At 63.1% G+C, this 23,864-nt stretch carries 19 protein-coding genes, 2 tRNA genes and 1 pseudogene; 8 read left to right on the top strand and 14 right to left on the bottom strand.

What is annotated here, in order from left to right; genetic code table 11:
* Nucleotides 1-326 precede the first annotated feature (326 nt).
* From SJI00_RS14700 to SJI00_RS14715, 4 genes are all read left to right on the top strand, one after another.
* Nucleotides 327-1,163, top strand: a complete 837-nt coding sequence (locus SJI00_RS14700; protein WP_322462439.1) for an alpha/beta hydrolase — start codon at nt 327-329, stop codon at nt 1,161-1,163.
* Between the two features lie 170 nt (nt 1,164-1,333).
* Complete coding sequence (locus tag SJI00_RS14705; RefSeq protein ID WP_322462440.1) at nt 1,334-1,831, top strand: RNA polymerase sigma factor; 498 nt, start codon at nt 1,334-1,336, stop codon at nt 1,829-1,831.
* A 93-nt stretch (nt 1,832-1,924) separates the two neighbouring features.
* Nucleotides 1,925-2,884 carry a FecR family protein gene (locus SJI00_RS14710; RefSeq protein ID WP_322462441.1) on the top strand — a complete coding sequence of 320 codons (960 nt, stop codon included), beginning with the start codon at nt 1,925-1,927 and terminating at the stop codon, nt 2,882-2,884.
* 240 nt (nt 2,885-3,124) lie between these two features.
* Complete coding sequence (locus SJI00_RS14715; protein ID WP_322462442.1) at nt 3,125-5,536, top strand: TonB-dependent siderophore receptor; 2,412 nt, start codon at nt 3,125-3,127, stop codon at nt 5,534-5,536.
* Nucleotides 5,537-5,808: 272 nt separating this feature from the next.
* On the opposite strand, the gene SJI00_RS14720 is transcribed toward SJI00_RS14715, so the two are convergent.
* Nucleotides 5,809-6,018, bottom strand: coding sequence for a hypothetical protein (locus SJI00_RS14720; RefSeq protein ID WP_322462443.1), 210 nt, complete (start codon nt 6,016-6,018; stop codon nt 5,809-5,811).
* A gap of 1,291 nt (nt 6,019-7,309) precedes the next feature.
* On the opposite strand from SJI00_RS14720, the gene SJI00_RS14725 reads away from it, so the two are divergent.
* Nucleotides 7,310-7,549 (top strand): type II toxin-antitoxin system RelB/DinJ family antitoxin, encoded by a 240-nt coding sequence (locus SJI00_RS14725; RefSeq protein ID WP_322462444.1) that lies wholly within the window; start codon nt 7,310-7,312, stop codon nt 7,547-7,549.
* Nucleotides 7,539-7,842: pseudogene (locus tag SJI00_RS14730) on the top strand (type II toxin-antitoxin system RelE family toxin). Before SJI00_RS14725 ends, SJI00_RS14730 begins: the two are co-directional and overlap by 11 nt.
* Nucleotides 7,843-7,923: 81 nt before the next feature.
* Here SJI00_RS14730 and SJI00_RS14735 read toward each other — a convergent pair.
* The 7 genes from SJI00_RS14735 to SJI00_RS14765 all read right to left on the bottom strand — a co-directional run bounded on the left by SJI00_RS14735 (nt 7,924) and on the right by SJI00_RS14765 (nt 13,615).
* Nucleotides 7,924-7,999: transfer RNA gene (locus SJI00_RS14735), tRNA-Thr, on the bottom strand.
* Between the two features lie 98 nt (nt 8,000-8,097).
* Complete coding sequence (locus SJI00_RS14740; RefSeq protein WP_322462445.1) at nt 8,098-8,340, bottom strand: hypothetical protein; 243 nt, start codon at nt 8,338-8,340, stop codon at nt 8,098-8,100.
* Between the two features lie 360 nt (nt 8,341-8,700).
* Nucleotides 8,701-9,915 (bottom strand): methyltransferase, encoded by a 1,215-nt coding sequence (locus tag SJI00_RS14745; RefSeq protein WP_322462446.1) that lies wholly within the window; start codon nt 9,913-9,915, stop codon nt 8,701-8,703.
* A gap of 509 nt (nt 9,916-10,424) precedes the next feature.
* Nucleotides 10,425-11,114 carry an ABC transporter permease gene (locus SJI00_RS14750; protein ID WP_322462447.1) on the bottom strand — a complete coding sequence of 230 codons (690 nt, stop codon included), beginning with the start codon at nt 11,112-11,114 and terminating at the stop codon, nt 10,425-10,427.
* 210 nt (nt 11,115-11,324) lie between these two features.
* The gene (locus SJI00_RS14755; RefSeq protein WP_322462448.1) at nt 11,325-12,020 is read right to left on the bottom strand and encodes an ABC transporter permease; all 696 of its coding nucleotides are present in this window, start codon (nt 12,018-12,020) and stop codon (nt 11,325-11,327) included.
* Between the two features lie 54 nt (nt 12,021-12,074).
* Nucleotides 12,075-12,830, bottom strand: coding sequence for an ABC transporter substrate-binding protein (locus SJI00_RS14760; protein ID WP_322462449.1), 756 nt, complete (start codon nt 12,828-12,830; stop codon nt 12,075-12,077).
* A gap of 11 nt (nt 12,831-12,841) precedes the next feature.
* Nucleotides 12,842-13,615 (bottom strand): ABC transporter ATP-binding protein, encoded by a 774-nt coding sequence (locus tag SJI00_RS14765; RefSeq protein ID WP_322462450.1) that lies wholly within the window; start codon nt 13,613-13,615, stop codon nt 12,842-12,844.
* Between the two features lie 605 nt (nt 13,616-14,220).
* On the opposite strand from SJI00_RS14765, the gene gabP reads away from it, so the two are divergent.
* The gene (gene gabP / locus SJI00_RS14770) at nt 14,221-15,609 is read left to right on the top strand and encodes a GABA permease (protein ID WP_322462451.1); all 1,389 of its coding nucleotides are present in this window, start codon (nt 14,221-14,223) and stop codon (nt 15,607-15,609) included.
* A 324-nt stretch (nt 15,610-15,933) separates the two neighbouring features.
* Here gabP and SJI00_RS14775 read toward each other — a convergent pair whose 3' ends face one another.
* The 6 genes from SJI00_RS14775 to SJI00_RS14800 all read right to left on the bottom strand — a co-directional run bounded on the left by SJI00_RS14775 (nt 15,934) and on the right by SJI00_RS14800 (nt 21,723).
* A complete protein-coding gene (locus SJI00_RS14775; RefSeq protein ID WP_322462452.1) occupies nt 15,934-16,377 on the bottom strand; it encodes a hypothetical protein in 444 nt (147 codons plus the stop codon).
* A 206-nt stretch (nt 16,378-16,583) separates the two neighbouring features.
* Entirely contained in the window at nt 16,584-17,567 is a 984-nt protein-coding gene (gene ppk2, locus SJI00_RS14780) for a polyphosphate kinase 2 (protein ID WP_322462453.1), read from the bottom strand.
* 417 nt (nt 17,568-17,984) lie between these two features.
* Nucleotides 17,985-18,060 (bottom strand) — tRNA-Phe (locus SJI00_RS14785).
* An 89-nt stretch (nt 18,061-18,149) separates the two neighbouring features.
* Complete coding sequence (locus SJI00_RS14790; protein ID WP_322462454.1) at nt 18,150-18,422, bottom strand: oxidative damage protection protein; 273 nt, start codon at nt 18,420-18,422, stop codon at nt 18,150-18,152.
* On the bottom strand, nt 18,419-19,486 hold the full coding sequence (mutY, locus tag SJI00_RS14795) for an A/G-specific adenine glycosylase (RefSeq protein WP_322462455.1): 1,068 nt from the start codon (nt 19,484-19,486) through the stop codon (nt 18,419-18,421). The genes SJI00_RS14790 and mutY overlap by 4 nt, the downstream gene beginning before the upstream one ends.
* Nucleotides 19,483-21,723 (bottom strand): AsmA family protein, encoded by a 2,241-nt coding sequence (locus SJI00_RS14800; RefSeq protein WP_322462456.1) that lies wholly within the window; start codon nt 21,721-21,723, stop codon nt 19,483-19,485. Before SJI00_RS14800 ends, mutY begins: the two co-directional genes overlap by 4 nt.
* Nucleotides 21,724-22,083: 360 nt before the next feature.
* On the opposite strand from SJI00_RS14800, the gene SJI00_RS14805 reads away from it, so the two are divergent.
* Complete coding sequence (locus tag SJI00_RS14805) at nt 22,084-23,745, top strand: OFA family MFS transporter (RefSeq protein ID WP_322462457.1); 1,662 nt, start codon at nt 22,084-22,086, stop codon at nt 23,743-23,745.
* The last annotated feature ends 119 nt before the right edge of the window (nt 23,746-23,864 follow it).

Raw genomic sequence — 23,864 nt, forward strand, 5'->3', positions numbered from 1 at the left:
AGGCCTATGTCGATGACCTACTCATGCCTTGCGCTCATGCGAGCAGCGACCACATTGATCCGATCGTTCCCTGGTTCGTGGCTCAGAAAGCGTTCAAGGTGGCGTGCGTGCAGGACTCTCATTGCAGGTCTGGCGATACCTGACAGAACACTTCTGCAGCTTCTGTGTGGCTCAACCCTATTGCGATTACTGGCAGCGCTTCAGAAATAGCCCGCCCTCATCCGTCTAGACATGACGCGACCGATTCTCCCTCACGGCCCCAGCGAGAGCCCGGTCGCGGGGGCGCGTGTAGTCATCCGATCACGATGGGGTCAGGCCTGAAACCTATGATTCGCATACTCGCTGGACTCTTGGGCGCATGCCTGCTTTTCGCTGCAACGCTGAGCGTTGCAGCACCCGTGACCCTGGACGGCACCGAACAGTGGTCCATGAAAAGCGCCGAAGGCCGTGAGTACCGCATCATGATCAGCCTGCCCGAGGGCGATGCGCCGCCCACTGACGGCTACCCGGTGATCTACCTGCTCGACGGCAATGCGTACTTTCCCACCTTCCACGCGGCCAAACGCGCTCAAGTACGGTTTCGAAGTTCGATTCTGGTCGCCATCGGCTACCCCAGCGACACCCCGCTGGACTTCACGCGACGTGCCTTCGACCTGACGCCTCCCGCACCGCCCGAGCGCAACACACCGCCACAGGGTGGCCGTGACCTGCTGCTGACCTTCATCGAAACGCGCCTCATGCCCAAGGTTTCCAAGCAATTCAAGGTCGATCAGGCGCAGCGCAGCCTGATCGGTCACTCGTTCGGCGGCATGTGGGGCATCTACGCGCTGTTCACGCGGCCAACGCTGTTCCAGCAAGTGGTCGCCGTGAGCCCGAGCCTATGGTGGCGTGACCAGCACCTGCTGGCGCCCGAGCGCGTCTTCACCGAGCGTGCGCGCAGCGAGCGACTGGATCTGACGCAAACCAGCCTCAGCATCGTGATGGCAGAACGGGATTCGGTACAGATGATCCGCGATGCCCGCAGCTTGTCTACGCGATTGCAGATGTTGTCGGATTTGGGAATGCGCACCGGGTTCATGATCGAAACGGGGGAGGATCACACTTCGGTGCCGTTCCGCATTCCCAATCAGGTACTCGGCGAGCTGCTGGGCAACCGGCGTTGAGCGATAGCAGGCGCGGCGGTCCTGCTCATCGTTGAGGGTGTGGGTTGCACAGCGAACCGAGCGTCATGCAGATGGATGAACGGTCGACGCGCGCCCAGTGGCGCAAGCGCAAATGATTCTCCTTTGTGATATTTTCCCGCGCCTGCTTCCCTGCCCCCAAGGTTGCGTTCATGTCCGGCTCTGATCTCAAGGCGTTGTACCTTGCCCATCGCGGCGAAATTCAGGCGTACCTGGATCGGCGCCTGCGTTGCAGAGAAACCGCCGCCGACCTCACCCAGGACACCTTCATTCGCCTGTCCGAGCAGATGAAGCGGACCCCCATCGCCAACTTCCGCGCCTACCTGTTCTCCAGCGCCCGCAACCTGTTCATCGACCACATCCGCCGTCAGGTGCACCGCAAGGGCAAACCCCTGGACGATCAAGCTGCTGACAGCCTTGAGGCATCGACGCCCACCCTCGAACAGGCCGCCATCGCTCACCAACGACTGGCCACCTTGAACCAGGTCATCGAAAGCATGCCCGCCCCGTGCCGCGAAGTGTTTTTGTTGGTACGGGTCGAAGGGCTGACCTACGCCGAGATCGGCCAGCGCCTGGGCATCCCGTCGAAGACCGCCTACAGCCGCATGGTGCGGGCGCTCGACCTGCTCAAGATCGGCATGGCCGAATGAGCGCCGCGCCAAGCTTGCGCGCCAACGCGCCTCAGACGCGCACACCCTCGCTGGACTACAATCCGCCACCCGCCCAAGCCGAATACCACCCTGATGAGTGCTGAGCCTCCACCCACAGACATGCTGCCCCCCGTCGATGCCATCAGCCATCAGGCGAGTCGCTGGTTCGCCCTGAGCCAGGGCGGCTCACCGACCCAGGCCGAGCGTGCCGCGCTGGCTGCGTGGCTGGCCGCAGACCCCCGGCATCGGGCGGCCTATGGCGAGCTGGAGCAGCTCTGGGCGGTGACGGCTCAACTGCATCCAGGGCAGCCTGCCGCCGCGCCTGCGCTGTCGCGACGACGTTTCGTCGGCCTGGGCATCGCCGCCAGTGTGGTCGCGGTCACGGCCGGGACTTCAGCGCTGTGGCTGAGCGGCACGAGCCTGGCGATGGCAGATATCCGTACTGCCGTGGGCGAGCGGCGCACGGCGACGCTGGCGGATGGCTCCACGGTGGACATGGCTGGCAACACAGCGTTGAACGTGGATTTTGCAGCGGGTAGACGCTCGGTCGAACTGCTGCAGGGCGAGGCCTACTTCAACATCGTGCCGTCCACGGGCGGCGAGTTCGAGGTCACTACGCCCTATGGCCAGGTCACCGCCGCCGAGGGCGAGTTCTGCCTGTCGTGCGAGCGCACGTCGGTGCTGCTGGCGGTGAGTCGCAAGACGGCCAGCGTGGTGACGGCAAACCAGCATCTGGACCTTGGTGAAGGCCTGTCGCTGCGTTTCAGCCACGGCCACGCCGGCCCGATCCAGCATGCCGAGCTGGAACAGATCCTCGCCTGGCGCAGCGGCCGCCTGGTGTTCTTTGACACCCCGCTCAGAACCGTGACCGAACAGCTGCAACGCTGGCGCCCCGGGCGAATCTTCGTCATGGACGAGCAACTGGCCACGCGCCGGGTCAGCCTGATCCTCAATCTGGAGCGGCCTGATCAGCTGATCGACGCGCTCACCAGCGCCCTGTCGGTACGCGCTCGGCACTACACCGATCTGGTCACGCTGATCTATCCCGCCTGACCCCCGCAGAAATATTTCGCATTGCCTCAAGAATCTCGATCAGCCTGATCAGCTGATCGATGCGCTTACCAGTGTCCTGTCAGTACGCGCCCGGCACTACACCGATCTGGTCACGCTCATCATCCCGCCTGACCCCCGTAGAAATATTTCGCAGCGCCTCAAGACATTGCGCGCACTCGTGCGTCTTTGCCTGACTGATTGGTATTCGCATCGTGCGCCTTTTCCTGAGGAACCCCCGTAATGGCCGTGCAACCCCCCTTGGTATCCCGACCCGATGGCCGCTGGCAGCGCAGCGCCCTGAGCACCGCGCTGGCGTGCACCTTGCTGCTGGGTACGCTGCAGGCCCATGGGGCAGCCGTGGCGCAACCTGCCGCCTCTGCAAACACGCTGGCCCTGAACATCCCGGCTCAGTCGCTGCGCCAGGCGCTGTTGCAGTTCAGCCAGCAGTCAGGCCAGAACGTGATGCTCGACGGCAATCTCGATGCAACGCTGCGCAGCCCCGGCGTGGTCGGTCGCTACTCGGCCGAAGAGGCACTGGCCAGACTGCTGCAAGGCAGCGGCTACCACTTCGCCCGCACCGATGCCGCCACTCTCTACCTGGTCCCGCAGCAGAATGCGCAAGGCAATGGCCAGGTGAACCTCGGCCTCACGCAAATCCAGTCCCAGGCCGACTGGGACGCCACCCCCGCGCGCGGCAACACCGCCCCCAGCACCACGCGCCTGGGCCTGAGCGACAGGCAGACTCCGCAAGCGATCACCGTGGTGACCCGCGAGCAGATGGACGACTTCAAGCTCAACAGCGTCAAGGACGCCCTGCGCAACGCGCCCTCGGTGACCGTGGAGCAGTTCGAGACTGATCGCACGGCCTTCACTTCACGCGGCTTCAAGATCGAGAACTTCGAGTTCGACGGCATGAGCCTGCCGTTTTCCGGCGGCGTGCTGGTCGGCGACCAAGACATGACCGAGTTCGAGCAGGTCGACGTGCTGCACGGGGCCAACGGCCTGATGAGCGGCACCGGCGACCCCTCGGCCACCGTCAACCTGATCCGCAAACGGCCCACCGACACCTTCCAGGCCCGCGTCGACAGCAGCGTAGGCTCTTGGGACAACCGCCGCCTGAGCCTCGACCTCTCCGGCCCGCTGACCAACAGCGGCAACGTGCGCGGGCGCTTGATCACCTCCCACGACAAGGGCAATTCCTACCTCGACCAGTACGGCCACGAGGTGAACGTGGCCGCCGGCCTGCTGGCCTTCGACCTGTCCGACGCCGACACCCTGACCGTCGGCTTCACCCAGCAGAACAGCTACTCCAACGGCAGCACCTGGGGCGCTCTGCCCATCGCCGACTTTGCCGGCAAGCGTATCCACTACACCAGCCGCAGCTCCAGCGTCGGCCAACCCTGGACCTACTGGGACGTGCACACCCAGCGCGCCTTCGCCGAACTCACCCACGGCTTCGACAACGGCTGGAACAGCACCCTGACCGTGACCGGAATGAAGCAGGATTCCGACACCAAGATGCTCTACGCCATCCCGGCGACCGCCACCAGCGCCTACGCCTACGTCAACCGCACCACCAGCACTGAAAACCAGGTCACCGGCGAAGCCAAGCTGGCCGGCCCGTTCGATTTCCTCGGCCGCGAACACGAGCTGACCCTCGGCGCCAACTACGGCCGCACCCACCACGACGAGCGCGGCCACTACTTCAGCGCCGCAGGCTTCATTCCTGTCAGCCTGGCCGACGCCCTGTCCGGTAACGTCATAGAGCCCGCCTTCGACTACACCGACGACCTCAACACCCAGCTGTTCACCGACCGCCAGAAAAGCCTGTTCGCCGGCGCCCGCTTCAGCCTCGCCGACGACCTGCACTGGATCGCCGGCGCGCGCATGCTCAGCGCAGACGGCGATGGCGCCGGCTACGGCTCGCCGCACGACACCCGCGTACACGGCAAGGTCACGCCCTACACGGGCCTGGTCTACGACCTCACCCCGCAGTGGAGCCTGTACACCAGCTGGACCAAGATCTTCAAACCGCAATACGTGCGCAGCACCACGGGCGGCGTGGTCGAGCCGCTCGAAGGCAAGAGCCTGGAAGTGGGCGTGAAAGGCCTGCTGCTCGACGACCGCCTGACCGTGACCGCCGCTGCGTTCAAGACCGACCAGGAAAACGTCGCCGAGCTGACGGGTGAAATCGTCGGCGGGCAATATGTGTATCGCGGTACCAACTTCAAAAGCCGCGGCTTCGAGCTTGGGGCGTCTGGCGAAGTGCTGACCGGCCTGGAACTGGCCGGCGGCTACAACTTCGTGCGCATCGAAGACGACAACGGCGAAGATGCCCGCAAGTACATCCCCACCCACACCCTGCGCGGCAGCCTGACCTACCGCTTGCCGAGACTGCCCCAGGCGAAAGTGGGCACACGCGTGCAATGGCAGAGCGGGACCGAGCTGGATAACAACAGCAACGTGCGGCAGGACGCCTATGCGCTGGTGGATCTGATGGCGAGTTACGACTTCGATGAGCACTGGAGCGCGGGATTGAATGTGAACAACGTGACGGACCGGAAGTATCTGTTGTCGCTGTATCAGTCGGCGGGTTCGACGAATTACGGGGCGCCGCGGAATGTGATGGCTTCGGTGAGTTGGAAGTACTGACAGGTGGGCCCGATTTGAGGGTGGAAAGGGCGGAGGTGTCAGTTTTTGCGAGCGCTGACTCCAAACACTGACACCTCCGGTAAGCCTGGCTCTTCCTGCCCCAACCGTGCTGACGAAGAAGCCAAAACCCCACCGTTTTCAGACCCAAAACGCAGCTCCCCAACCCACCGCCGCCCCCCTTGTGGGAGCGGCCGGTCCGGCGCTCCGGTTAGCCGCGATGGCCGGCACCGCCGGCCCAATCGCCCCGCACTGGCCCGTCCAGTTGAAACAAGCTACGAGCCGTCCAGCAACTTGCCGCATTCCTCCCCCACCAATCTGCCAATGATCCTCACCGCATGATGAACACCGGCTACGTGCCGCGAACTCAGACCTGGCGAATCATCCGACCCCAGCGCATCGTCATGCTCGACGAGCGCCTCACCCAATAATTCCAAAGTCCATCCATAAGCTTGCAGCTGGATCAGACGCTCTCGCTCAGTCATCGGCGCACCGCCTTTGCAGCACGGATGTCGTCTGCTTGTGATTGATGGGAAAGGCCTAGGGGTGATGGGGCGATGACCCCAGGGCGGCGAACGGATGCGCGGTTCTTGCTCAAACTGCCTGTCAGCATGCATGAGGCTCCAAGTTACTTGTCAGGAGCTGCGACCGTCCTTCCTACGGGATTGGGTGGCAGCTGTGTGTGGGGTAGGAATACCGGGAAACTTGGAACCCGGCCAGGCCGAAGCCTGCCCACACACAGCCGCCATGACACGAATCGGCGAGCATGAAAAAAGCGCCAGCCGAGGTGATGGGGCGCTTAGTGCGAGCGCCAAGTTTACCAGCAGGTTCCTACACCTGACCGCAGGATTGACTGCGGTTGGGGGAATTTAGTGGGTAGTGGGAGCGGGTGCAATGGGCGGGGGTGTGGGATGAGACTTGATAATTTGTAGGATAAAACCTGCAGCGAGCAAGGTTCGGCTAAGCCAACGCTATTGAGATGAACGATCACGGGTTTGGCCTTGCCGTTTTTAATCCTGCGTGCGCATCTTCCCAGCGGCACTACAGAACTACTGAACTATCAAGACTTCGGTGGTTGTGACGGTCCTAGCTTCTTTCGTGACAGCTCGACATGACCATCGCACGACACCAAAGCGAAATAGTCTTTGTCCGGAGTATTGGCAGACACCGTCCACATTTTTGCAGTCGCGTCATAATGCTCATCCGACAATACATTGACTGACGTTCCGCCAATGGCAGGGTACGTTCTGTCGAAGTATGTACGAACTGACGTTTCTATAAAGGCCCGGCCTGCCTCGGGGCAAGATTCGAGCGGGTCCTTACCGCAGCCAGTCACTGTGGAAAGCGTTAGAAGCGCTAAGATGCTTGCTGAAACTCTCATGTGAATCCCTTCGTTTCAATGGTTTTGGCAGGCTGGCCAGTAGTCCATCATCCAAAAAAATGACGATTGTCCGATTGCGAACAGGGCTTCGTTTTTCACTACTCGATGCCATGAGGCCACGCCAAAGAAACGAGCGGCGAAGCAGAATCGTTACTACACGGCCCTCACATGCCCTTTTCTAATCGTATCGTCTCTGATGGCTTTGGTCTTGCCATGCTTGGCCAACCCCTCCAACAACTGCTCCTCTATCTACGAATTTTCAAGTAGGCTTTTCATGGAATCAAATCGGCGTGCAGCGGCCTTGTCCTCCGTCGGCTTGTGCTCCTAGACCACTTGTCTGTCGCTCAGAATTACGTCACCGTAAAGACAATTGTCATTACAGTGAGTGAGCCATCATGGCATCCATCACTGTCCGTATCGACGACGATCTCAAAATCCGAGCGTACCGTGAGCTTGAGCGGCTGGGTGTTACGCCCTCCGAGCTCATGCGCCAAGCACTGCAGTATGTCGCCGAGCGGGGGCAGTTGCCCTTCAAGCCTGTGCTCATGACCGATGGAGATGAGGCGCTGTTAGCCACCGTTCGCGAGCGCCTTGCCGCACCTCAGCGAGTGAGGGTTGCTTTGGATGACCTATAGCCTTGAGTTCGATGCGCGAGCGCTAAAGGAATGGCAAAAGCTGGGGGGATACGGTCCGGCAGCAACTCAAGAAAAAACTTGTCTCGGTTTTGCTGAATCCGAGGGTCGAGGCGAACCGACTGCATGGCCTGCCGGACTGCTACAGGATCAAGCTGCGCAGTAGCGGCTACCGATGGGTTTATCAGGTGATTGATCAGGAGGTTGTTGTTTTTGTGGTAGCTGTGGATAAGCGCGAGCGAGAACAGGTTTATCGCAAGGCGGCAGAGCGATTGGTAGGCAAAGCTTCCAGCTAAACGCCAAAACGAAAAAACCCGCCAGAAGGCGGGTTTTTCGAGGATTCCAGAGATTTTGAAAACCTTCTCTGGAATCTTGTGTGGTGCCGGCACCAGGAGTCGAACCCGGGACCTACTGATTACAAGTCAGTTGCTCTACCAGCTGAGCTATACCGGCAATGGGGCGTCATTATAGCTATCGCGCGGCGCGTGTAAACCCCTTACTTCTGCCAGGGCGCAATTAACCTAACTGCCCGTCAGAAAAGGAGAATTTTCTCACCAGCCGCGGTGCAGGGTGGTGGCGTCGGGTTCGGGTTTTGCGGGGTTGAAGAACAGCTTGTGGTTGTCGCAGCCGCGGCGTCGGCACGGTTCGGTGGCCTGCGGCAGGCCGCGGTGGTCGCCCAGCTGGGCGGCGGGCATCGGCCAGTTCAGCGACGGCTCTGGTTCGCGTGGGGTGGGGTGGGAGCAGGCGGTCAAGAGGAGGACAAGCGGCAAGGCGAGGACTTTGAGATGAGTCACGGCGATGTTCTTCAGGGATCACGGAGTTAGCGGTGATTTTACGGCTTTATGACACGGGTTGCAGCGTTTGCATGACATTTTGTGAACGAAATCGTTTCATCGGGACATTCCGGTATTCCGCACGTCTGCTAGGCCTTTTTATGCGCATCGGAAAAAAGCTTATTCACAACGGGCATGCCAAAGTTGCCCACAATCGTTACCGTTGGTCGCCAGGCCTGGGCTTGACGCAAATGCCTGATTTTGTTGGCTTGCGTTAGGTCCGCCGTCAGTGGTAGGTCGGTGTGATGCTGTTTTTTTCACACCTTTGCCACATTCCATCACAAGCTTGTACACAGACTTATCCACAGGTTGTGCGGCGCATCAGCGCTCGGCCAGCAGCAGCAGGTTTCGGGGCGTCAGGCGGTGTGCGCAGAAACTGCCCACGCGCACGCGGTAATTTTGTTGCTGCAGAAACAGTGCGCGGTCGAGCACCAGCCACAGCTCCAGTGGCCGGCGGAACAGGTTGCGCACGCGTTCCAGGTTGCGCACCTCGGCCAGGCGGTGCCAGCCGGCGGCTTCAAGGGTGGGCCAGTCGGGTTGCCCTTGCAGGGGCAGCGCTTTTAGCGCGGCGAGGTCTTGGCAGTACTGGTCGAACGGTTTGTGCAGCCAGTCGACCGGCAACGATGGCGTTGGCAGGTAGTCATCGCATCCGCGTTGCTCGCGCTGTAGCAGGTCGAAGCTAAGGCGGCGGCTCATCGACAGGTCGCGTTGGCGGCGGGTGCGGGCGCTGGCGGTGACGGTTTCGCTCAGGGGCAGGGCGAGATCGTCGAGGGTGAGGTGCAGAGGGCTGGCCTGGGCCGGGGCGGACAGCGCCCGGTAGTGTGCGCCGCTGATGCGGTTGTAGCAGCAGGGGGCGATGGCGATCTGTGGGCAGCCGCGCTCGCTGGCCAGTTGCAGCAGGCGTACGTGCAGGTCGCCGCAGGCGTGCAGGGCGACCACGCTGGCCTCGGGCGTGAGGCGCTGGGCGCAGTGGGGGGCCATGACGTCTTGCTGAATGTGCTCGGCGGGTAGCTGGTGGTGCTGGCTGAGGGCGGCGCCGGCGGTGACCAGTGCGGGGTCGTATTCCAGGCACGTCAGGTGCTGGCCGGGTTGCAGCAGGCGGCGGCCGAGGTGGCCTTTGCCGGCGCACCAGTCGATCCAGTGGGTGGGGGTGCAGCGGTAGTCGAGGCGGCGGGTGAAGGCTTCGATCTGTTGCCATTTGCGGCCGGGCACGTTGACGTCTAGGCGGTGGGGGGCAGCAGGGAGGCCGATGTCGGGGAGGTCGGCGGTGAGTGAAAGATCGCGGGCTTCGTTGGCCCAGCTGAGGAAGGGCTGGGGTGGCGCGTCCAGGGTGGTGTCGACGTCGGCGGCTTCGGCGTGGTCGAGGGTGCATTGGCGTAAGTGCGTGGCCAGTTCGGGGTGGTCGGCTTCCCATGGGAGTTGCAGGTGGTGGAAAGGGCGTGGGCGCCATAACGGTTGGTGACGCGCCAGGAAGTGGTCCAGGGCTTGGAAGCGGTCGAGGAGTAGAGGGCCTTGGAGGATTTGGGGGGTGGGCATGGGGCTATGGCCGGGGCGAGTTCTGTTGGGGGGTGGAGGTGGTGCTGGGTGACGTGGCATCCGGGGGTATTACTGGGGATCGTGGTTGCGGTTTTGGGGCTGCTTTGCAGCCCATCGCGGCAATAGCCGCTCCAGAGACCGCCTATCACTGTAGCTGGTCAGCTGAAAGCCCGTGAGGACGGCGTATCCGGCCCTTTGGTTGGGCGCCTTGGCTGGCTGGGCCGGCGCCATTGGAGCTGGGCACTTCAGGTATCGCCGATCGGCTGGTCAAAACCCTGTATTCGCCCATAGGGCATTACGTTGCCCGTCGCGGTTGGCGGGAGCGCCGGGGTCGCCGCGCTCCATGGCGTGCTTTGCGGGAAGGTGCTGCGGGGCTGCGTTCACTGGGGCGCCATCAGCCATCGGCAACGCCATGGACTGGCTGAATCTTTTCGGCGGTCGGCAAGATTGCAGTACAGCGTCGAAACGTCCACGCCTCAGGCGTTCAGCTTCGCGGCTCGGCCGCCTGCTCACCGCCCCTGGCAGGCATCCACCCGCAACCACCGCTCGAGCACCTTGAACCCTTGCACCAGCACGAACGAGATCAGCAGGTAGAACACCCCGGCGGCAAAGAAGATCTCTACCGGCAGATAGGTGCGGGCAATGATCGTGCGTGCCATGCCGGTCAGCTCCAACAACGTCACGGTGCTGGCCAGGGCGCTGGCCTTGAGCATCAGGATCACTTCGTTGCTGTAGGCCGGCAGGCCGATACGCGCGGCGCGGGGCAGGAGGATGTAGTACATGGCCTTGGCCTTGGACATGCCGAGCGCCCGGGCCGCTTCCACTTCACCGCGCGGGATGGCCTGCAAGGCGCCGCGCAGGATTTCGGCGATGTAGGCCGCAGTGTGCAGGGTCATGGTCAGCACGGTGCACCAGAACGGATCGCGCAGGTACGGCCACAGCGCGCTGTTGCGCACGGCGTCGAACTGCGCCAGGCCGTAGTACACCAGGAACAGCTGCACCAGCAGCGGGGTGCCGCGGAAGAAGAAGATGTAGCCGTAGGGCAGGGCGCGCAGCCAGGGTCTGTGCGAGGCGCGGGCAATGCCCATGGGGATCGCCAGGATCAGCCCGGCGATCACGGCGATGGCCACCAGCTCCAACGTCAGGATCGCGCCGTCGGCCAGCCGTGGCAGGTACTTGATGATCACGTCCCAGTTCATTGCGTGGCCTCCATGGAGCCTTGAACGGCACGTTTTTCCAGGCAGCGCAGGGTGGCGTCAGGCGAGGCCAGTTGCGGCAGATACTTGATGATCACGTCCCAGTTCATTGGGCGGCCTCCATGAAGCCTTGAACGGCACGTTGTTCCAGGCAGCACAGGGTCGCGTCTGGCGAGGCCAGCCGTGGCAGGTACTTGATGATCGCGTCGCAGTTCATTGCCCGGCCCTCATGAAGCCGCGAGCGGCGCGTTTTTCCAGGAAGTGCATGCCAGTCATGGCGACCACGGTCAGGGCCAGGTACATGCAGGCGGCGACCATGTAGAAGGTGAAGGGCTCTTTGGTCACGGTCACGCCGATCTGCGCGTGGCGCATGATTTCTTCGAGGCCGATCACCGACACCAGCGCGGTGTCCTTCATCAGGATCATGAACAGGTTGCCCAGGCCCGGGAGGGCGATGCGCCACATCTGCGGCAGGATGATGCGCGAGAGGATGCGCCCGCGTGACAGACCCAGGGCCAGGCCCGCTTCGCGGTGGCCCTTGGGGATGGCCAGGATGGCGCCGCGGAACACTTCGGTGGCATAGGCGCCGAAACACAGCCCCAGGGCGATAACGCCTGCGGCGAAGGCGCTCAGCTCGAGGCCGGGCATGTCCAGTGCGTCACCCAGGCTTCTGACCAGGTTGACGGTGCCGAAGTAGATCAGCAGTACCCAGAGCAGTTCGGGCACGCCGCGAACCAGGGTCGAGTAAGCGCCGCCCAGCCATTGCAGGGGCTTGGCGGGGGAGGTCTTGGCCAGGGCGCCGAGCAGGCCGAGAACCAGGCCAAGCAGCAGCGCGCAGAGCGCGAGTTTTACCGTCATCAGCGTGCCAGCCAACAGGGCCGGGCCGAATCCGTGCAGGTCGATATTCATGGGCAGGTGTTTTCCAGGTACCCGCGCGCCCTCAGGCGCGCAGGTCGGGGAGGATCATTCGATGCTGAACGGGAAGTACTTGTCGTTGATCTTCTTGTAGGTGCCGTCGGCCTTGATTTCCTTCAGCGCGGCGTTCAGGTGGTTGCGCAGCTTGTCGTCACCCTTGCGCACGGCGATGCCGATCTTGTCGCTGTCGACCACAGGCTCGCCCTTGAATTCATAGGCTTGACCCTCTGGGCTCTTGAGCCAGTCGTACTGGACGTACTTGTCGGCGAGGATCGCGTCGACCCGGCCCGAGGTCAGGTCGAGGTAGGCGTTTTCCTGGGTGTCGTACAGCTTGATCTGGATGTCGTCGCCGTAGGTGTCTTCCAGCCAGCTACCGGCCAGGGTGGCGCGCTGGGTGCCGATGATCTTGCCTTTGAGCGAGGCCTTGTCGGTTTTGAAGTCGGTGGTCTTCGGGGCGATGAACTGCAGCTTGTTGGAGTAGTAGGGGTCGGTGAAGTCGACGGCCTGCTTGCGCTCGTCGGTGATCGACAGCGACGACACCAGGAAGTCGAACTTCTTGGCGTTGAGGGCCGGAATGATGCCGTCCCAGTCGGAGGTCACGACCGAGCATTCGGCTTCCATCTTGGCGCACAGGGCGTCGCCGATGTCCTTGTCGAAGCCCACCACGTTGCCGCTGGCGTCCTTGTTGTTGAACGGCGGGTAGGCCGCTTCGATACCCATGCGCAGTTTTTCTGCGGCCATGGCATTGGCGGAGAAGACCAGCGTGGCGGCAGCTGCCAGGAGGAATTTCTTATAGGTCTGCATGTGTTGCTCCGTTAGCGGTGGCTGGACATGAATTGCTTGCAACGCGCCGAGGTCGGGTTCTCGAAGACCTGTTGCGGCGATCCTTGCTCTTCTACCAAGCCCTGGTGCAGGAAGACGACTTCACTGGACACCTGGCGGGCGAAATTCATTTCGTGGGTCACCAGCAACATGGTGCGGCCTTCTTCGGCCAGCGCGCGGATGACATTAAGCACTTCCTGGACCATTTCCGGGTCGAGCGCCGATGTGGGCTCGTCGAACAGGATGACCTTGGGCTTCATCGCCAGGGTGCGGGCGATTGCGGCGCGTTGCTGCTGGCCGCCGGAGAGCTGTGCGGGGTAGCTGTGGCGCTTGTCATAGATGCCGACCTTGTTCAGCAGCGCTTCGGCCGCCTCCACCGCCTCGGCCTTGCTCTGGCCGAGCACACGGCGCGGGGCCTCGGTGATGTTGTCGAGCACCGACATGTGCGGCCACAGGTTGAAGTTCTGGAACACGAAGCCGATTTCGCTGCGCAGACGGTTGATCTGGCGGTTGTCGGCGGCGAGCAGGTCGCCGTTCTTGGCGGCTTTGAGCTTGAGCGACTCGCCGGCCAGGAGGATTTCACCCTGGTGCGGGTGTTCCAGCAGGTTGATGCAGCGCAGCAGCGTCGACTTGCCGGAGCCTGAGGAGCCCAGGATCGAGATGACGTCACCGTCACGGGCGGTCAGCGAGATGCCTTTGAGAATCTCTTGGTCGCCGTAGCGTTTGTGCAAGTTGCGGATTTCCAGCGCGGGCGTGGCCTGAGCCATGTGCGGTCCTCATGTATTCGGGTGCATTCCCAGCTGTTGGACGGCCTTCCGGGCCTGCGCAACGCTAGCATGTGGCGCTTGGACAGCCAACCGGGGTGCGGGGAACGAAGCGCGTCGGTGCGGCAGTGTGTCGCATCGCTGCAGCGGACTGTCGCGAGGATGACCGCAGAAGGATGGCCGACGCCTCAGCCTCGACGGAAAAAAGGCGCGATGGTGCCAGTTTTGTCCTGACGTGGGAAGCCGTTTGTAAAAGGGTGGCGCTGACGGCGGCGATGGGCCTGGTAAAAGTTGCAACCGGCGGTTGCTCCTTTTTTGCCACTTTTGCGTGCGCGGGTGTTACCGAGGGGCACCGATGGTGCACTTGTAAGTGGGTATTTCTGTAATCCAGACCATTAACGTGGATTTGATGACCTTTCGGTCACGCGATGGCCGAAGCCCGGCAAGGCACAGAGGGCGTAGGTTTCAAGATGTTTCCAAAAAACGCGCTTGCGCCTTGGCCCGCTTATTGCCATCTGGAAATCACCGAACACTGCCGCGCCTAAATTGCGCAGAGCGCATGACGTTCATCGGGTTCGGGTAGGTCCACTCCTTACAAAGGTAGGTTTATGAGCGGTAAGCACAATTCCAACGACCTCGCTCAGGGGCTCAAACCACGGCATGTGACCATGCTGTCCATCGCCGGCGTGATCGGCGCCGGCCTGTTCGTCGGCTCCGGCCACGCCATCGCGGCCGCAGGGCCGGCGGTGCTGCTGGCCTATGCGGCCGCGGGCACGCTGGTGATTCTGGTGATGCGCATGCTCGGCGAGATGGCCATCGCCTCGCCGGACACTGGGTCGTTCTCGACCTACGCAGACCGCTCCATCGGCCGCTGGGCCGGCTTCACCATCGGCTGGCTGTACTGGTGGTTCTGGGTGCTGGTGATTCCCCTGGAGGCCAACGCCGCAGCGGCGATTCTGCATGCGTGGTTCCCGGCGGTAGAGCTGTGGATGTTCTCCTTGCTGATCACCTTGGCGCTGACGGGTACCAACCTGTTCAGTGTGAAGAACTACGGTGAGTTCGAGTTCTGGTTCGCACTGCTCAAGGTGCTGGCGATCATCGCGTTCATCGTGGTGGCGTGCGCGGCCATGTTTGGCCTGGTGCCGGGCAGCCAGGTCAGCGGTGCCAGCCACCTGTTCGATACCCAAGGCTTCATGCCTAATGGCTTGGGCGCGGTGCTGGCGGCGATGCTCACTACCATGTTCTCGTTCATGGGCACCGAGATCGTCACCATTGCGGCTGCCGAGTCCAAAGACCCCGGCAAGCAGATCACCCGCGCCACCAACTCGGTGATCTGGCGGATCTGCCTGTTCTACCTGGTGTCGATCTTCCTGGTCGTGGCCCTGGTGCCGTGGAACGACCCGGCGCTGGCCGAAACCGGTTCCTATCAGACCGTGCTGAGCCGCATCGGCGTGCCGAACGCCAAGATGATCGTCGACATCGTGGTGCTGATCGCCGTGACCAGCTGCCTGAACTCGGCGCTGTACACCTCCTCGCGCATGCTCTTCTCGCTGAGCAAGCGTGGCGACGCCCCTGCCCTGGCCCAGCGCACCACCCGTGCCGGTACGCCGCACTGGGCGGTGCTGCTGTCGACCGCGGCGGCGTTCCTCACCGTGTTTGCCAACTTCGTGGCGCCGGCTGAGGTGTTCGAGTTCCTGCTGGCCAGCTCCGGTGCCATCGCGCTGCTGGTGTACCTGGTGATTGCCGTGTCGCAACTGCGCATGCGCAGCCAGCGTGAGGCACGCGGCGAGCACATCGACTTCAAGATGTGGCTGTTCCCGGGGCTGACCTGGCTGACCATCGCGTTCATCGTGGCAGTACTGGCGGTGATGGCGCTGCGTGAAGACCATCGCGCCGAGATCATCGCCACTGCCTTGCTGAGCATCGGTGTGGTGGTGACCGGGCTGCTGGTGCACCGTAAGCGTGGGGTGGCGGGCAAGGCGGCGCTGGATCACTGATTCGATCGCAGCCGAAACTGAGGAGGCCGTGTCCTGTAAGGGAGGCGGCCTTTTTCGTTGGGGCGGGATTGGGTTTTTCGGGCCGGCTTTGCTGGCCATCGCGGCAATCCGGAGCGCCGGACCGGCCGCTCCTGCAGGATCCTGTGAATCTCAGTGTAGGAACGAGCTTGCTCGCGAAGCCGGCCCAAGGCTGTGGCCTCTGTCTACGTGCTGTCGCGCGGTGTCCGAGTCAGGCCGGCTCGCCGAGCATCGCAGCCAGCCAGGGCGCCGAACCGACCGCTTCTGCACCCACCGCACGTCCCAGCGCTGACCAGGCCCCGTGCCTCAGCCGTACTGCTTCTGCTGTTGCTGCTGACGCGCCACCACTTCCGAGGCTTCGATATACGCGGTTTGGAACTCGTCGCTTTCCAGCCAGGCCATGGTGGTGTCGGCGTCGGTGCCGTCCAGCCAATCGCGGTAGGCGGTGAAGACCATGACGATGTAGTCGGTCGCGTGCTCTTCCTTGTGGCCCTTGAGCACCAAGGCCAGCAAGGGGTCGACCAGGAATACCGAGATCATCGGCACCAGCCCGCCGTCCTGGGCTTCCTTCATTTTTTCAAACAGGTTGTCGTAGCTGCCCGAGTCCATCGCCTTGGTGTACACCTGCTCGACGCTGGCGCTGTCACCGCTGCTCGCCTTTACAGTCTGGCCGCTGCGCACCATGCGGTTCTGCTTGGCCTTGCTGGCGGCGCGCTTGGCGCGTTTCTGTTGTTTGCTGGAGGTGGCCATCGGGCGAATCCTTGGGAGCAGTCGTGAGGGCGCGTATTGAAGCGCAGCGCGCGTGCGGATTCAACTTCCTGCGCAGTGGATACGTGGACTCAGCTTCATGCGCGGCGCTTACGCGGACTCAGCTTCCTGCGCAACACGCGCGCGGACTCAATTTCATCCACAGTGCGCACGTGAATGCAGCTTCCAGTGCAGCGCATGAGGTGCGCTCAACCTGCCAGCGGCGTCTGTTCATCCTCCTCAAAGCCCCGCGAGGCGCGGCCGACCAGCAGTGGGTCAGGCGCGCGGGCCACGCTCAGGTCTTTGTCGGGGTAGTCGAGCGAATGCAGGAAGTGGCGGATGCAGTTGAGCCGTGCGCGTTTCTTGTCGTCGGACTTGATCACCGTCCACGGCGCATCGGCGGTGTCGGTGTGGAAGAACATCGCCTGCTTGGCGGCGGTGTAGTCGTCCCACTTGTCCAGCGACTTGATGTCGATGGGTGAGAGCTTCCAGTGCTTGAGCGGGTCATCGCGGCGGGAGATGAAGCGGCGCAGTTGCTCCTCACGGTTCACCGAGAACCAGTACTTGAACAGCAGTACGCCGCTGTTGCACAGCATGCGCTCCAGCTCCGGGGCTTGACGCATGAATTCGAGGTACTGCGCCGGGCTGCAGAACTCCATCACCCGCTCGACACCTGCGCGGTTGTACCAGGAGCGGTCGAAGAAGACCATTTCCCCTGCGGTGGGCAGGTGCTGGATATAGCGCTGGAAATACCACTGGCCGCGCTCCTGGCTGGACGGTTTTTCCAGCGCCACGATGCGCGCGCCGCGTGGGTTCAGGTGCTCCATGAAGCGCTTGATGGTGCCGCCCTTGCCAGCAGCGTCACGGCCTTCGAACAGGATCACTATGCGTTGGCCGCTTTCCTTGACCCAGTTCTGCACCTTGAGCAGCTCGATCTGTAGAGCGTGTTTGGCTTTCTCGTATTCGGCGCGGCGCAGGCGGGTGCGGTAGGGGTAACTGGCGGGCAGGCGAGCGGTGCTGCTGTCCTCACCGCTGCCTTTGCGGGCGGTGGCCACTTCCAGCGCGGTGGGCTGCTGGCTCACGTGCAAAAGGGTTGGATCGGGCTTGCGCTGGCGGGGGCGCCTGGGGCGTGGAGGCGGTGGGGCGACAGGTGTCGCTTCAGTGGGGGTCGGGAAGTTGGCTTCATCGTTCATGAGGGTCCTTTTGGTCGAGTGTCCTTCGGACAGTCTAAGGCGCCTGCATGGTGGCTATATGATGCTAGTCAACAGTTGCTGCATGTTTTGCCCTGGGGTCGTTCGCCTGTTCTGCGCTGCGCTCTAGGGCAGGAGGGTGGTTAGCAATTCCATGACCTGTATCCAAGGCCTTGGCGCTGAGCGATAGCGGGGATGCCGGCGGCCGGCGGGGCAGATCGGAGGTGGCGAACTGCGCACGGTTGGCGGACCTGCATAGGAGGAGGCCGGCGCACGCGGGGTGCTCCTGCGCAATCCGTCACAGAGTAGTGTCTGAAAGAGTAGCGCCTGAACCTTAAAAACTGCAGACAACAAAAAACCCGCACGGGGCGGGTTTCTTGTGTCGCTTCGAGTGACGTTGGAACCACCAGAAGCTGAAGGTGGTGCCCAGAGACGGAGTCGAACCGCCGACACGAGGATTTTCAATCCTCTGCTCTACCGACTGAGCTATCTGGGCGACGGGGCGAATTAAATAGCTTTTCAGATGTTGCGTCAACGACTTTTTGAAAATTTATTAAATTAATTCCGTCGCTTACGATTTTTCAGTCACTCGCTGGGCGGCACGTAGCCTTCTGCCTGAGCATAGTCTTCGCCGGCGAAGAACTTGTCCATTTCCGCCTGGAGGAATTTGCGGTCCTCGGCGTTCATCATGTTCAGGCGCTTCTCGTTGATCAGCATGGTCTGGTGCTTCTGCCAGTCTTCCCAGGCTTGGCGGGAGATGTGGTCGAAGATGTCCTGGCCCTTGGCGCCGGGGTAGGGCGGGCGCTCGAGGCCGGGCAGTTCCTGGTTGAGCTTGCGGCACATCACGGTGCGAGTCATGGGGCGTCTCCTGCAGCGAGTTGGTCGGCTGCGCGTTTGAGCAAAGTCTTGACCGGGGCAGCGAGGCCCAGGCGCGGCGGGGTGGCGAGGTTATACCAGAGCCAGTCGGCCTCGGCCACGTGGCCCCCGGCCTGCTCGACCCGGACCAGCCACGGCTCGATGGCCAGCTGGAAGTGGCTGAAGGTGTGGGTCAGGCCGGGCAGCGCATGGCGCTGTTGCAGGTGCAGGCCGTGCTGGTCAGCGAGGGCATCGATCTGTTCCAGGCTGTCGAGCTCCGGCAGGCTCCACAATCCGCCCCAAAGCCCGGTGGAAGGGCGCCGGTAAAGCAGGATCGCGCCTTCGTGGTTGGCCAGCAGTGGCATCAGCGTGCGGCGCTGGGGCAGGGCCTTGCGCGGCTTGGGTTCTGGGTAGTGGGTTTCCTGGCCAAGCAGGTGCGCCTGGCAGCCCTGCTGCAGCGGGCAGATCAGGCAACTGGGGCGGCTGCGCGTACAGACCGTCGCGCCCAGGTCCATCATCGCCTGGGTGTAGTGGTTCACCCGGGTCATGGGCGTGAAGCGCTCGGCGGCGGCCCATAGCGCGTTGGCCACCTTCGGCTCGCCGGGGTAACCCGCCTGCGCGGTGTAGCGGGCCAGCACACGCTTCACATTGCCGTCGAGGATCGGCGCGCGCAGGTTCATGCTGATGCTGGCGATCGCGCCTGCCGTGGAGCGGCCGATGCCCGGCAGCTCGGTCAGGGCCTCGACGCTGCGGGGGAATTCCCCACCGTGGTTGGCGACGACGAGCTTGGCGGCCTTCTGCAGATTGCGCGCCCGGGTGTAGTAGCCCAGGCCTGTCCACAGGTGCAGCACTTCGTCTTCCGGTGCCTCGGCCAGTGCCTGCACCGTGGGCAGCGCTTGCATGAAGCGGTCGAAGTAGTTGAGCACGGTGCTGACCTGGGTCTGTTGCAACATGATTTCCGACACCCACACCCGATACGGGTTGATGCCCTGCTGCCAGGGCAGGCCGTGACGGCCGTGGCGGTCGAACCAGTCCAGCACTGCGTTGGAGAACTGCGTGGGGCTCATCGCTTGAACAGCCCCTTGAGCGCGTCTTTGAGTTCAGGGCTCACTTTGTCTCCCAGTTTTTCATCGAGTTTTTCGTCAATCTTGTCTTTGAGGCGATTGCCGGCCAGTTTTGCCGCCACTTGGCCCAGGCCGTCCTTGTCCAGGCGGCAGGCTTTGGCGCCTAGCTCCATCGGCCCGCGGCAGCGCAGTGGCAGCTCTACGCCCACATAGCGCTCGTTGACCTGGCAAGCCGGGTCGGGCATGGCGCGTTGGTCGCCTTCGACGATGACTCCGACGCGGTAGTCCATGCCCAGCACGCGCAGGTCGAGGTCACCGTTGCCGTTGAGGGTCAGGCCTGGGATGCGCACTTTCAGATCGGGGTTGCTGGCCACGCCATTGCGGATCACCACGTTGCCGCGCAGCTCGTTGAACGGCGTGTCCTTGCCGCGCGCCTCACCGCTGAGCTGCTTGCGGTTGAGGGTGGCGATGGCCTGGCACAGTTGCTGTTCGATGTTGGCATCGACCAGCACGCCGTTGTTGACGGTGAAGCTGGCGTTGCCGTTGAGCGTGTCGATCAGAGCCTTCTGGCTGTTGCCGGTGGCGGTGAGGTCGCTCGACAGTGTCAGCAGGCCCTTGAGGGGCGGCGCCTTGTCGGGGTTCTGCGAGGCGATGAAGTGCTCCACCGGCACGCGGTTGATCTGCGTGTTCACACCGATCTGCGGCACGGCCGGGCGCACGTCGGCACTGCCACGGGCGGCGAAGGTGCCGTTGTAGAGATTGCCGCGCAGGGTCTGCAGGGTCAGCAGGCCGCCCTGGCCGGTGGCCTTGAGCTCGGCCTGCTTGATCGGCAGTTTGTTCAGGGTCAGCGCGCCAAAGCTCAGCTGCGCCTGCAGGTCGAGGGCGCGCAGACGGTCGACGGGCAGCAGTTTGTCGGTGCTCCAGGCCACTTGGGTCGGGGCGTCGGGCAACGGCGTGCTGCCTGCGCCAGCGACGGCTTCCTGCTGGCTGACTTCGGCCTGGCGCGCCGCTTTGGCGCCCTTGGCCTCATCGCTCTTGGCCGGCACGTAGCGGTCGGCATCGAAGGTGTCGCCCTTGAGGTTCACGCGCAGCGCCTGGCGGGCGAAGTCTTCGACGGCCACGCGGCCGGTGAAGGTGCTGTCGTCCAGTTTCACGCTCAGCTCATCCAGCGCCAGGCTGGTCTGGCTGCCCTGCAGGCGAGTGACTACCTCCAGCGTGTTGAAGGCCGTGGGATCGGCGGTGGCCGGGAGCGGGTGGCCGATGCCATCGAGGAAGGTACGCACATCGAACTGGGCAATCGACAAACCGCCGCTGATCTGCGGCGTGCTGTTCAGGTCACGCGCGCTCAGCTCGCCGAGCGCACGCAGCTGGTTGGCAGAAACCTTCAGGCCTGTCCATTCGGCGACGTTCGCTGCCAAGTCGACCATGACTTGGCCCTGGGCAACGAAGGTCAGGGTTTTGCCCGACAACGGCTCGCCCGAGGTTTCACCCGACAAACGCATGTCATCGAGGTTGTAGCGCTTGGCCTGGCGGTCGAAGCGCAGGTCGCCGCTCAGCTCGCTGCGCACTTTGAGGTTCGGCTGGCCAAGGCTGAAGAAACCGCTGGCCTTGAGCGGGATGGTCGCGCCCTGGTGCACGGCGCCGGTACTCAGCTGGATGCTTTCGGCATTGAAGGTCTGGCCGCTCTTCTGATCGGTGTACTGCACGCGAGCGTTGTTCACGGTGAGGCTGTCGATGTCGAGCTTGACCGGCCGCTCGTTGCCCGGCTGCGCCGATTCAGTGGCCGCAGGCGGCGTTTGCGCAGTGCTGCCGGGCGCTGCGCTGCCCTCGGCGGGCAGCGGCTTGCCGAAATCTTCCCAGTTGCCATGCCCTTCGGCGTCGCGGTTGAGGGTCAGGTTGAGGCCCTCGACCCGCACGTCGCTCATCTGCACTTCCTTGCGCAGCAGCGGCAGCACGCGCACCGAGAGGCCGAGCATCTGCAAGTCGGCGAACGGCGCCTTGGGCGCGTTCAGGGTGGCGATGCTGGCGTCATGCAGCTCCAGGCCCAGCCAGGGGAACAGGCTCCAGCCGATGTCGCCATTGAGCGTCAGCTCGACATGCGCTTTGTCTCGGGCCAGCTGGCGGATCTCGTCTTTGTAGTCGTTGGGATCAAAAAGGTGGGTCAGGGCAAAGCCCAGCGCCACGATGATCAGCAGCAACCCGAGCAGCCCCAACCCCAGGATTTTGCCGAACGCTTTCATGGGCGAGTCCTTGTAGTTCAGTTTCTGAAAAAGTGAAGCGCCAGAGTATAGCGCCGCAGCGCGTGTCCTCGACTACTCGGCAGGGCAGTGAACGCCCCTGTCGACGTCTGCAGCACGATGAAGGTGCGGTTTCGACAGTCGCGCCGGGCACAGTTCCTCATTCGTCTAATGAGCGGGCAAATAACGATGGCCAGATGATCTCACCGCCCCCCGCAACTGCTACCCTTGCAACGTGTTCGCAGCGACCGCGACCCTTTGTCGCGCACGTTGCCCTCAACGGCCGCTGCTGCCTCGCGTGCAGCCGCCCAGAGCCGGGCATTCAATTGGCGAACACGACCCTACTTATAAAAGGAACAACCTATGTCTAGCAGCACGACTGCAGGAGGCCAGGCCCACCGTCCTGGCTTCCTGTCCAAGGAGCGGATCATCGCCCGGCCCGGTTTCAACCGCTGGCTGGTTCCACCGGCAGCATTGGCCATTCACTTGTGTATCGGTATGGCCTACGGCTTCTCGGTGTTCTGGCTGCCGTTGTCGCAGTCACTGGGCATCACCGCGCCGATCGTCTGTTCGCCGGACATGGGGTTCATCGCCAAGCTGTTCACCAACGAGTGTGACTGGCCGATCTCGATGCTCAGCTGGATCTACACGCTGTTCTTCGTCTTCCTCGGTTGCTCGGCCGCCGTGCTCGGCGGCTGGCTGGAACATGCCGGGCCGCGCAAGGCGGGCCTGGTGTCGGCGCTGTGCTGGTGTGGCGGCATGCTGATCTCGGCCATTGGCGTGAAGACTCACCAGCTGTGGCTGATGTGGCTCGGCTCGGGTGTGATCGGCGGCATCGGCCTGGGGCTGGGCTACATCTCGCCCGTGTCGACCCTGATCAAGTGGTTCCCGGACAAACGCGGCATGGCCACCGGCATGGCGATCATGGGCTTTGGTGGCGGCGCGATGGTCGGCGCACCCTTGGCCACTGCGCTGATGGGCCACTTCGCCACTGGGCAGGACGTGGGTGTGTGGCAAAGCTTCATGGTGATGGCCGCGATCTACTTCGTGTTCATGACCGCAGGTGCCTTGACCTACCGTGTACCGCCGACCGGATGGAAGCCTGAAGGCTGGGTCGCGCCAGCGAAAAAAGCGGGCAATGGCATGGTCACCGACCGCCATGTGCATGTCAGTGTGGCCTGGAAAACCCCGCAGTTCGCACTGGTCTGGCTGGTCTTGTGCCTGAACGTGTCGGCCGGTATCGGCATCATCGGCATGGCCTCGCCGCTGCTGCAGGAAGTGTTCGCCGGCAAGCTGCTGGGCAATGGCCTGAGCTTCAGCGAGCTGAACGCGGCGCAATTGGCGCAGATTGCAGCCATCGCTGCGGGCTTCACGGGTTTGCTGAGCCTGTTCAACATCGGTGGGCGCTTCTTCTGGGCGTCGTTCTCCGACTACATCGGGCGCAAGAACACCTACTTCGCGTTCTTTGCCCTGGGCGTGGCGCTGTACAGCCTGGTGCCGAACATGGGCCACCTGGGCAACGTGGCGCTGTTCGTCGCGGCGTTCTGCATCATTCTGTCGATGTACGGCGGTGGTTTCTCGACGGTCCCTGCGTACCTCGCCGACCTGTTCGGCACGCAGATGGTCGGCGCCATCCATGGTCGTCTGCTGACCGCCTGGGCCGCTGCCGGGGTGCTGGGACCGGTGCTGATCACTTACCTGCGCGAGTCGCAACTGGCCGCGGGTGTGCCGCGTGCGGCGGCTTATGACATGACCCTGTACATCCTGGCCGGCCTGTTGGTGCTGGGTTTCTTCTGCAACGCGCTGATTCGCCCGGTGGCCGACAAGTACTTCATGACCGACGCGCAACTGGCCGCCGAGCGCGCCCTGAGCCACGACAAGGGCGCCGATGGCGCGCAGTCGCTGGAGTGGCGCGCGGCACCCGGCAGCGCACCGCTGGTGCTGCTGGCCTGGGCTGTGGTGGTGATTCCGTTGGCGTGGGGCGTGTGGATCACCCTGCAAAAGACGGCGGTGTTGTTCCACTAAGGTGATGGGGGGCCGGTCTGGCGCAAGGCTGACCGGCTCCCCATGTGGCTGCCCAGACATTCCCTCAGCGGTTGCGGGGCGTTTGACGTCTACGCGATCGAGGTGGGATGCGCTGGTTC

This window comes from Pseudomonas gebzensis (genome assembly GCF_034427815.1).
In the GTDB taxonomy this organism is placed as follows: domain Bacteria; phylum Pseudomonadota; class Gammaproteobacteria; order Pseudomonadales; family Pseudomonadaceae; genus Aquipseudomonas.